At 73.3% G+C, this 10,159-nt stretch carries 7 protein-coding genes; 6 read left to right on the plus strand and 1 reads right to left on the minus strand.

Features of this window, described 5'->3' with window-relative positions:
- Positions 1–95 precede the first annotated feature (95 nt).
- The 3 genes from ACFV0G_RS25785 to ACFV0G_RS25795 all read left to right on the plus strand — a co-directional run bounded on the left by ACFV0G_RS25785 (position 96) and on the right by ACFV0G_RS25795 (position 3,293).
- Complete coding sequence (locus tag ACFV0G_RS25785; protein WP_380552500.1) at positions 96–1,139, plus strand: cation diffusion facilitator family transporter; 1,044 nt, start codon at positions 96–98, stop codon at positions 1,137–1,139.
- Between the two features lie 43 nt (positions 1,140–1,182).
- Positions 1,183–2,085 carry a 5'-3' exonuclease H3TH domain-containing protein gene (locus ACFV0G_RS25790; protein ID WP_380552519.1) on the plus strand — a complete coding sequence of 301 codons (903 nt, stop codon included), beginning with the start codon at positions 1,183–1,185 and terminating at the stop codon, positions 2,083–2,085.
- Between the two features lie 179 nt (positions 2,086–2,264).
- Positions 2,265–3,293, plus strand: a complete 1,029-nt coding sequence (locus ACFV0G_RS25795) for a sphingomyelin phosphodiesterase (RefSeq protein ID WP_380552503.1) — start codon at positions 2,265–2,267, stop codon at positions 3,291–3,293.
- 88 nt (positions 3,294–3,381) lie between these two features.
- Here the strand turns inward: ACFV0G_RS25795 and ACFV0G_RS25800 are convergent, their stop codons facing one another.
- A complete protein-coding gene (locus ACFV0G_RS25800) occupies positions 3,382–6,228 on the minus strand; it encodes a DEAD/DEAH box helicase (RefSeq protein WP_380552506.1) in 2,847 nt (948 codons plus the stop codon).
- 575 nt (positions 6,229–6,803) lie between these two features.
- On the opposite strand from ACFV0G_RS25800, the gene ACFV0G_RS25805 reads away from it, so the two are divergent.
- The 3 genes from ACFV0G_RS25805 to ACFV0G_RS25815 all read left to right on the plus strand — a co-directional run bounded on the left by ACFV0G_RS25805 (position 6,804) and on the right by ACFV0G_RS25815 (position 10,103).
- Positions 6,804–7,178 carry a hypothetical protein gene (locus ACFV0G_RS25805; RefSeq protein WP_380552509.1) on the plus strand — a complete coding sequence of 125 codons (375 nt, stop codon included), beginning with the start codon at positions 6,804–6,806 and terminating at the stop codon, positions 7,176–7,178.
- 41 nt (positions 7,179–7,219) lie between these two features.
- Positions 7,220–7,549, plus strand: coding sequence for an ArsR/SmtB family transcription factor (locus ACFV0G_RS25810; RefSeq protein WP_380552512.1), 330 nt, complete (start codon positions 7,220–7,222; stop codon positions 7,547–7,549).
- Positions 7,550–7,724: 175 nt separating this feature from the next.
- Positions 7,725–10,103, plus strand: coding sequence for an immune inhibitor A domain-containing protein (locus ACFV0G_RS25815; RefSeq protein WP_380552516.1), 2,379 nt, complete (start codon positions 7,725–7,727; stop codon positions 10,101–10,103).
- Positions 10,104–10,159 lie beyond the last annotated feature (56 nt).

Below are 10,159 nucleotides of genomic sequence, written 5' to 3' on the forward strand. Positions count from 1 at the left end.
CAGACCGTCACCAGTGCAGCCTTTGGATCTTTCTCCGATCTGAGGTTCACTTCCGGTGCGGGCAGGCACCGGCCCGCACCCGGGAGAGGAGTCCGATGGGCGGCCGCCGGCACGATCACGACCACGAGCACGCACCGGACCACGGTCACGGGCACGCCGGGCACAGCCACGCGGTCTCCGCCGACGCGGACCGGCGCTGGCTGCTGGGCGCGCTCGCGCTGATCACCGCGTTCATGGCGGGCGAGGTGCTGGTCGGCCTCGCCGCCGGGTCGCTGGCACTGATCTCGGACGCCGCGCACATGCTCACCGACGCGGCGGCGATCGCGCTGGCCCTGGTGGCGATGCGGCTGGCCGCCCGGCCGGCCCGCGGCGGCTACACCTACGGCCTGAAGCGGGCCGAGATCCTCTCCGCCCAGGCCAACGGCGTCACCCTGCTGGTGCTCTCCGCCTGGCTCGGCTACGAGGCGGTCCGGCGGCTGATCGCGCCCCCGGAGGTCTCCGGCGGGCTGGTCCTGGCCACCGCCCTGGTCGGCGTGGTGGTGAACCTCGCGGCCGCCTGGTGCATGTCGCGCGCCAACCGCAGCTCGCTGAACGTCGAGGGCGCATTCCAGCACGTGGTGACCGACCTGTACGCCTTCATCGCGACCGCGGTGGCCGGCGCCGTGGTGCTGGCCACCGGGTTCGGCCGGGCGGACGCGATCGCCTCGCTGGTGGTGGTGGCGCTGATGCTGCGGGCCGGCATCGGCCTGGTCCGGGACTCCGCGCGGATCTTCCTGGAGGCCGCGCCGGCCGGCATCGACCCGGACGCGGTGGCCGACCGGCTGGTGGCCGCGCCGCTGGTCGAGGAGATCCACGACCTGCACATCTGGGAGATCACCTCGGGCCAGCCCGCGCTCTCCGCGCACATCCTGGTGAAGCCCGGCGGGGACTGCCACGCGGTGCGCCGGGAGCTCCAGCGGCGGCTGCGCGAGGAGTACCGGATCACCCACGCGACCCTGCAGGTCGACCACGTCGGCGAGGAGGGCCCGCACGAGCTGCTGCAGATCGGCCGGGTCGCCGGCGCCGACGGTGCCGACGTCGACGAGCACTGCGCCGACGCGCACGGGCCGGTGCACCGCAGCGGGCCGCACCGGCACTGACGGTGCGGTACGGCATCATCGGGGGGTGACCGCACCGCGACTGATGCTGCTCGACACCGCGAGCCTGTACTTCCGCGCCTACTTCGGCGTCCCGGAGTCCCTGAGGTCCCCCGACGGGCAGCCGGTGAACGCCGTCCGCGGGCTGCTGGACTTCATCGCCCGGCTCGTCCAGGACCACCGCCCCGACCAGCTGGTCGCCTGCATGGACGCGGACTGGCGTCCGCAGTGGCGGGTCGACCTGATCCCCTCGTACAAGACGCACCGGCTCGCCCCGGAGCCCGCGGTGGCGGGCGCGGAGGAGATCCCGGACACCCTGGCGCCGCAGGTGCCGGTGATCGAGCAGGTGCTCGACGCACTCGGGATCGCCCGGGTCGGGGTGCCCGGCTACGAGGCGGACGACGTGATCGGCACCCTCGCCACCGCGGCGGACGGCCCGGTGGAGATCGTCACCGGCGACCGCGACCTCTTCCAGCTGGTCGACGACGCCCGCGGGGTCCGGGTGCTCTACCCGGTGAAGGGCGTCGGCACCGCGCAGACCGTCGACGACGCGGCGCTGCGCGAGAAGTACGGTGTGACCGGCGCCTCGTACGCGGACCTGGCCGCGCTGCGCGGCGACGCGAGCGACGGCCTGCCCGGGGTGAAGGGCATCGGCGAGAAGACCGCGGCCCAGCTGCTCGCGGCCTACGGGGACCTGGCGGGGATCCGGGCCGCCGCGCTGGATCCGGCCTCCAAGCTCACCCCGGCCCGGCGGAAGAACCTGGTGGAGGGGTCGGACTACCTCGACGTCGCGCCGAAGGTCGTCCGGGTGGCGACCGACGTGCCGCTGCCCGCCTTCGACCCGGCGCTGCCGAGCGAGCCGCTGGACCCGATGGCGCTGGAGCACCTGGCCGAGCGCTGGGGTCTGGGCGGGTCGCTGGAGCGGGTGCTGGCGGTGCTGGCCGGCTGATCCGGCCGCACGGTGGCGGGCAGAGCTGTACAGACATCTTTCCGCCACAAGGTCGCTCCTTGCCGATCGTCCGGCGTTCTCCCGGACGTACCCGCGGGTAGCTAGGGTGCCGTCGTCCCGCCCCGGACCGGCTCCGGCCGTCCGGGGCCCACCGGCTGACCCACCCTCAGGAGAACGCCATGCTCACGCGCCGTTCGGCCGCCGCCCTCGCCTCGGCGGCGGCCGCCGCACTGCTGCTCGGCGGCACCGCCCCCACCGCCGCCGCCCAGGACCCGGCCACGCTGTCGGTGTTCGCGTTCAACGTCGACCTCGGCACCGCGATCGTCGACAGCACCCAGCACGAGCAGGCCTCCACCCGGACGCCCGTGATCGAGTCGATCATCCGCAAGCACGGCGCGGACGTGGTGATCCTCGACGAGAACTTCAACAACACCTCGACGGCGGACATCACCGGCAAGCTCGCCGACCTCTACCCCTACCGCACCCCGGTGGTCGGCCAGACCTGCTCCGGCGGCGACTGGACGGGCATCAGCGGCGCCTGTTCGAACTCCTGGTTCGTCATCAACGGCGGCACCATGATCCTCTCCAAGTACCCGATCACCGCCCGGTTCGCCCACGTCTTCAGCAACTCCACGTACGGCACCTGGGACTACCACGCCAACAAGGGCGCGGCGCTGGTCCGGATCGACAAGGGCGGCACCGCGGCGTGGGTGGTCGGCACCCACCTGCAGGCCGACGAGTCCGACGTCCCCACCGACACCACCCAGGCCACCCGGCTCGGCCAGCTGCGCGAGATCCGCTCCTGGGTCGACTCCGTCGCGGGCACCGACGCGCCGGTGCTGATCGGCGGCGACCTGAACGTCGAGTACCTGCACGGCCGGGCGCGCGGCGACCACGCCAACGCGCAGGCCGCGGTCAACGGAGTGCTCGGCACCCCGGCCACCGCGCCCGGTCAGACCCTGGCCACCATGGACTGCAGCGTCTCGGCCTGGTGCCGGTACATGTCGGGCGTGGAGACCTTCCCGAACGACTACCGGGACGACCTGGACTACCTCGGCTACCTCAACGCCCCCGGCCGGCCCGTGCCGGCCGCGCTGCCGGCCGTCACGGTCGACTTCGACCCGCAGGCCGGCTGGGCCCCGGGGCAGCAGGACACCAACGCCCCCAGCGACCACTACCCGGTCGAGGCGGTCTTCCGGCTGAACTGACGCGGACGCCGGACGGCGGAGGGGCGCCGGGTGTCGGCACCCGGCGCCCCCCGGCGCACCTGCTCCTGCTGCTCCTGCGGCGGCGTGCTCAGCCGACCGAGGAGTACGCGATGATGCCGCGGCGCAGCGCGTCGACCGCCTTGCGGGCGGTGGTGCGCAGCTCGGCGTCCTCGCCCGCGGCGTCCTGGATCTGGCCGAGCACGTCGATCAGCTGCTTCGTCCAGCGGACGAAGTCGCCGGCCGGGAGCTCGGCGTCGCGCAGGACCGCGTCCAGGCTGTGGCCGAGCGCCCAGCGGTGGGCGACCCAGGCGAAGCCGAGGTCCGGCTCGCGCTGTCCGACGCCCTCGGCGGTGGAGATCCGGTGCTGCTCCTCCAGCGCGTCCAGGTGCCCCCAGATCCGGATCATCTTGCCGAGCGCCTCCTTGACGCCGCCCTCCGGCACCCGCGGCGCGGCCGCGTCGTCGGCCTGCCGGGACTCGTACACCAGCGCGGAGGCGCAGGCGGCGAGCTCGGCGGCACCGAGGCCGCGCCAGACGCCCTCGCGGATGCACTCGGAGGCCAGCAGGTCGAGCTCGCCGTAGAGCCGGCCGAGCCGCTTGCCGTCCTCGGTGACGGTGTCGCCGCGCAGGTAGCCGAGGTCGGTGAGCAGGCCGCAGACCCGGTCGAAGGTGCGGGCGATGGTGTGCGTGCGCGAGCGCATCCGGCGCTCCAGCAGCTCGGTGTCCCGGTGCAGCCGGTGGTAGCGCTCGGACCAGCGGGCGTGGTCCTCGCGCTCGTCGCAGCCGTGGCACGGGTGCCGGCGCAGCTCGGCGCGGAGCCGGGCGATCTCCGGGTCGTCGGCGGCGGCGGCCCGGCCCTTGCGGTAGCGCTCGGGCTCGACGTGGCCGGCCTTGGTGCGCAGCGCGGAGGCCAGATCGCGGCGGGACTGCGGGCTGCGCGGGTTGAACGACTTGGGGATCCGCATCCGGTCGATCGCCTGCACCGGGTACGGGAAGTCGATCATCGCGAGGCGCTTGACCTGGCGCTCGGCGGTGAGCACCACCGGGCGCGGCCCGTCCTGGTAGTCGGGGTGGCGCGGGCCGCCGCGGGAGTGCCGGTCGACCGGGGGCAGTCCGGGGTCGAGCACCAGCGCGAGGCCGGCGAACTTGCCGGTGGGCACGTGGATCACGTCGCCGGGGCGGAGCTGCTCGATGGCCTCGATCGCGGCGGAGCGGCGCTGGCTGGTGCCCTCGCGGGCGAGCTCGTTCTCGCGGTCCTTCAGCGCCCGGCGCAGGCCCATGTACTCCTCGAAGTCGCCGAGGTGGCAGGTCATGGACTCGCGGTAGCCCTCCAGGCCCTCCTCGTTGCGCTGGACCTGGCGGGCCAGGCCGACCACCGAGCGGTCCGCCTGGAACTGGGCGAAGGAGGTCTCCAGCAGCTCGCGGGAGCGGTGCCGGCCGAACTGGCCGACCAGGTTGACCGCCATGTTGTACGAGGGGCGGAAGGAGGAGCGCAGCGGGTAGGTGCGGGTGCCGGCCAGCCCGGCGAGCGCCTCGGGGTCGATGCCGCGCTGCCAGAGCACCACGGCGTGGCCCTCGACGTCGATGCCGCGGCGGCCGGCCCGGCCGGTGAGCTGGGTGTACTCGCCGGGGGTGATGTCGGCGTGGGTCTCGCCGTTCCACTTGACCAGCTTCTCCATGACCACCGAGCGGGCGGGCATGTTGATGCCGAGGGCCAGCGTCTCGGTCGCGAAGACCGCCTTGACCAGGCCCTTGACGAAGAGCTCCTCGACGACCTCCTTGAACCTCGGCAGCATGCCGGCGTGGTGCGCGGCGATGCCGCGCTCCAGGCCGTCGAGCCACTCGAAGTAGCCGAGGACGTGCAGGTCCTCGTCGGGGATGTCGGCGCAGCGCTGCTCGACGATGTCGCGGACCTGGGCACGCTCGCCGTCGCGGTTGAGCCGCAGCCCGGAGGAGAGGCACTGCTGGACGGCGGCCTCGCAGCCGGCCCGGCTGAAGATGAAGGTGATCGCGGGCAGCAGGCCCTCGGCGTCGAGCCGCTCGATCACGTCCACCCGGCCCGGGGTCCAGACCCGGCCGGGGCGGCCGGTCGGCAGGGAGCGGCCGCGGCCCTTGCCGAAGCGGTCGCGCGGGCCGCCGCGGTCCAGCTCGGACCTGGCGAGCCGGACGAGCTCCGGGTTGACCGCCTTGGCCGGGTTGCGCGGCGCGTTCTTGGGGCGGCCGTCGCGGTCCGGGTTGGCGAACAGGTCGTACATCCGGTTGCCGGCCATCACGTGCTGCCACAGCGGCACCGGCCGGTGCTCGGAGACGATCACCCGGGTGCCGCCGCGGACGGTGTCCAGCCAGTCGCCGAACTCCTCGGCGTTGGACACGGTGGCGGAGAGCGAGGCGAGCACCACCGACTCCGGCAGGTGGATGATCACCTCCTCCCAGACGGCGCCGCGGAAGCGGTCGGCCAGGTAGTGCACCTCGTCCATCACCACGTAGCCGAGGCCGTTCAGCGCGCTGGAGCCCGCGTAGAGCATGTTGCGCAGCACCTCGGTGGTCATCACCACCACGGGCGCGTCGCCGTTGACGCTGTTGTCGCCGGTGAGCAGGCCGACCTTGGCGGCGCCGTAGCGCTTGACCAGGTCGCCGAACTTCTGGTTCGACAGCGCCTTGATCGGCGTGGTGTAGAAGCACTTGCGGCCGCTCGCCAGCGCCAGGTGGACGGCGAACTCGCCGACGATGGTCTTGCCGGAGCCGGTGGGCGCGGCGACCAGGACGCCCTCGCCGGCCTCCAGGGCCCGGCAGGCCTCGATCTGGAACGGGTCCAGCGGGAAGTCGTAGAGCTGCTGGAAGCCGTGGAGCGCGGTGGCCTGCTCGGCGGCGCGGCGGCGGGAGGCCGCGTAGGCCTCGGCCGGGCTGAGCTGCTCCTCGGGCACGGTGCTGTCCATCGGCGTCACCTTCTCTTCCCGTGGGAGTGCTGCCCTTGCGGGCCGGACGGGGGCGCAGACGGCGACGCCTGCGGCTGCGGGGCCGGGTCGGCGGGGCGCCGGGCCGGGGTGCAGCGGGTGTGGTTGGTGTGGTGATCGAGCATCTCGCCCAGAGGTTACCCGGCCGTGCGGACATCGATAGCACCGTTTTTCAGGGTCGCCGGGCGGCGGGCGGCCCGGGTCGTCCCGCGCCCGGACTTCGTCACGCACCGTCACCACCGGGCTGCTCGGGGTGCCGTCCGAGGAGGGGCGGGCGGGTGCTGCGGCGGGGTGCCGGGAGGGCCGCCGGGGGGCGGCGCCGGGCCAGGGGCCGCGCCGGCCGCAGCGTCCGCGGAAGAGCCCGCGGATGGCAGGTCAATCACATCCTTAGTTGCAAATGTCTTCAAGTCGTCGTTGAATCGCACCCGAACGACAAGTGATCGGTCATCAGCGATCGGTTCCGATCATTGACCGAAGGTTTCGCGACCGTCTCCCTACAGTCGTTGCCGAACCCGCCCGCAGCGATGCGGGCACCGGCGACAGCACGAGGAGCAACGATGGCGAACCTGGAGACCTCCCTCAAGGAGGCCATGGCGATCGAGGGCGCGATCGGCGTGGCCCTGGTCGACTACGGCAGCGGCATGGCCCTGGGCACCCTGGGCGACGGCGTCGAGATCGACCTCAACGTGGCCGCGGCCGGCAACACCGACCTGGTGCGCGCCAAGATGCGGACGATGGAGATGCTCAACCTGCACGACAACGAGATCGAGGACATCCTCATCACCCTCTCCAGCCAGTACCACCTGATCCGCCCGCTCACCACGTCCAGCGGGCGCGGCCTCTTCCTCTACCTCGCCCTCAACCGCAGCCGCTCCAACCTGGCGATGGCCCGCCACCAGCTGAAGCGACTCGAGGCGGGCCTTGAGGTCTGAGCGGACGGGCATCACTGACACGGCATCGGAGAGGGGGCGCGATGCCCGTACCGCTGTACCAGGCCAAGGCCGAGTTCTTCCGGATGCTGGGCCACCCGGTGCGGATCCGGGTCCTGGAGCTGCTCCAGGCCGGCCCCACGCCCGTCCGTGACCTGCTCGCCGACATCGACATCGAACCGTCCAACCTCTCCCAGCAGCTCGCCCAGCTGCGCAGATCGGGCCTGGTGACCGCGACCCGCGAGGGCTCCACGGTGGTCTACGCCCTGGCCGGCGCGGACGTCGCCGAACTCCTGCGCACGGCACGCCGGATCCTCACCGAGATGATCCAGGACCAGGGCGTCCTGCTGGCCGAGCTGCGCGCCGCGGACTGACCGTGCGCGGGGCGCCGGCACTCCGGCCGCCACTCTCCTCCCCTCCCCCCGCACCGACCTGACGTTCTGTCATGAACAGGAGACCCGTCTCGCCCGATCTCTTCCATGTGACCGATGACATGTGAAATATTACCGGCGCTCGCCGACCACCGCCGTCCCGAAAGGACATGGTCCGATGCGCCGAATCACCGCGGCCCTCGTCGCCGCGTTCACCACCAGCGCGATATCCGCCGTCCTGGCCGCCACCCCGGTCCGGGCGGCGCCGTCCGCCCCGTCGGCGGCCGGGCCCGCCGCGGCCGCCGCCTTACCCGGTACGGACGGCCGCGAGGGCCCCGACCAGTCGCTCGCCCCGCAGGAGCGCCAACGACTGGCGCTGCGCACCCAGGCCCTGGAGCAGCTCAACCGCGGCACCCTGGCCCGCACCGCCCAGGGGCGGGCGCCGGGCAGGGTCCGGATCGGCGACGACTACGTGCAGCTCGCCCGCGAGCGCACCGACAAGGTCTTCGTGATCCTGGCCCAGTTCGGCGACCGGGTGGACGACACCACCCTCTACAACGGGCAGCCGCGCTACGGCGGTACGCCCGGACCGCGGCACAACGCCATCCCGCAGCCGGGCCGCGACGACACCCACACGTACTGGAAGGGCGACTTCGACCGCGCCTACTACCAGCGGATGTTCTTCGACGCCTCGCCCGGCGCCGACTCGGTCCGCAACTACTACCGCACCCAGTCCTCCGGACGGTACGACATCCAGGGCACCGTCACCGACTGGGTGACGGTGCCCTGGAACGAGGCCCGGTACGGCTCCAACAAGGGGCCGCAGGGCAGCGGCGCCTGGACCCAGGCGCAGGAGTTCGTCCGGGACGCCACCAAGGCCTGGTACGACGGCGAGCTCGCCAAGGGGCGGACGGCCGCCGACGTGCGGGCCGAACTGGCCCAGTACGACGTGCAGGACCGCTACGACCACGACAAGGACGGCAACTTCGACGAACCCGACGGCTACCTCGACAACGTGATCGTGGTGCACGCCGGCGTGGACGAGACCTGGGGCGGCGGGGCCCAGGGCGCGGACGCGCTGTGGGCGCACCGCAGCTGGGCGTTCCCCGACCCGTCCGGCCGGACCGGCCCGGACGGCGACCGGATCGGCGGCGCACCGGTCGGCGACACCGGCCTCTACGTCTACGACTACCTGCAGGCCGGCGAGAACAGCGGCGTCGGCCTCTTCTCCCACGAGTACGGCCACAACCTCGGCCTGCCCGACCTGTACCCGACCTCCGGCGGCGACAACGCGGTCAACTTCTGGTCGCTGATGTCCTCCGGCTCGTACCTGGGCACCGGACGACCGAACACCACCGGGGCCTACCCCGGCGACCTGGACGCCTGGAGCAAGCTGCAACTGGGCTGGCTCTCCTACGACGAGGCACAGGCCGCGACCCGCTCCAGCCACGCGCTCGGGGTCAGCGGCTACAACACCGACCAGGCCCAGGCGGTGCTGGTGCACCTGCCGCCGGGCCGGACCACCACGGAGCTGACCGACCCCTACGAGGGGGCCGCCCAGTGGTGGAGCGGCACCGGGGACAACCTGGACGCCTCGCTCGGCCGTACCGTCGACCTCACCGCCGACCACAGCGCGGCCGCCCTCGACGCGGCGGCCTGGTACGACACCGAGCCGGACTACGACTTCCTCACCGTGGAGGCGTCCACCGACGGCGGCGCGCACTGGACCGCGCTGCACGGCACGGTGGACGGTGCGCCGATCCCCGACACCCCGGCGCTCACCCCGGGCCTGTCCGGCGTCTCGGGCGGCTGGCGCCGGCTGCACGTCCCGCTCGACGCCTATCTCGGGCAGTCGGTGCGGGTGCGGGTGCACGCGACCAGCGACGGCAACACCCACGGCCGCGGCGTGCTGGTCGACGCCGTGCGGATCACCGCGGACGGCGCGGTGCTGGTCGATGACGGGGCGGAGACCGGCGCCTCCGGCTGGACGGCGGCCGGCTTCGCGGTCGTGCGCGGCCGCAGCGCCGTGCAGGAGCACCCGCGCGCCTACCTGGTGGAGAACCGCCGGTACGCCGGGTACGGCGCGTACCTGCGGACCGGCCCGTACAACTTCGGCTGGACGGGGGTGGCCGGCAAGGCCGGGGTGATCGACACCTACCCGTACCAGGAGGGCGTGCTGGTCTGGCTCTGGGACACCGCCTACGCGGACAACAACACCAAGGACCACCCCGGCGGCGGGCTGATCCTGCCGGTCGACGCCCACCCGCAGGTCCAGCACTTCGCCGACGGCAGCCGGGTCAACGCCCGGTTCCAGACGTACGACGCGGTGTTCTCGCTGCGGCCCACCACGCCCGTGGTGCTGCACAGCGCCGGGGTGGCGACCCGCTTCCCCGCCGAGCCGGCCGTGCCGGTCTTCGACGACCGCAGCGGCCGCTACCTGGACCCGGCCTATCCGGAGATCGGTGTGGCGGTGCCGGACACCGGCACCCGGATCGAGGTCGTCCGCGAGGCACAGGACGGGCGGCTGACCACCGTGCGGGTCGGACCGTCCTCCTGAGCCGACGGGCGGGGGGGGCGGGGGCGGGCGGGGCGGCCGCCCGGGGCGGCCGGGCC

The sequence above is a fragment of the Kitasatospora sp. NPDC059571 genome (assembly GCF_042735675.1).
GTDB lineage: Bacteria > Actinomycetota > Actinomycetes > Streptomycetales > Streptomycetaceae > Kitasatospora.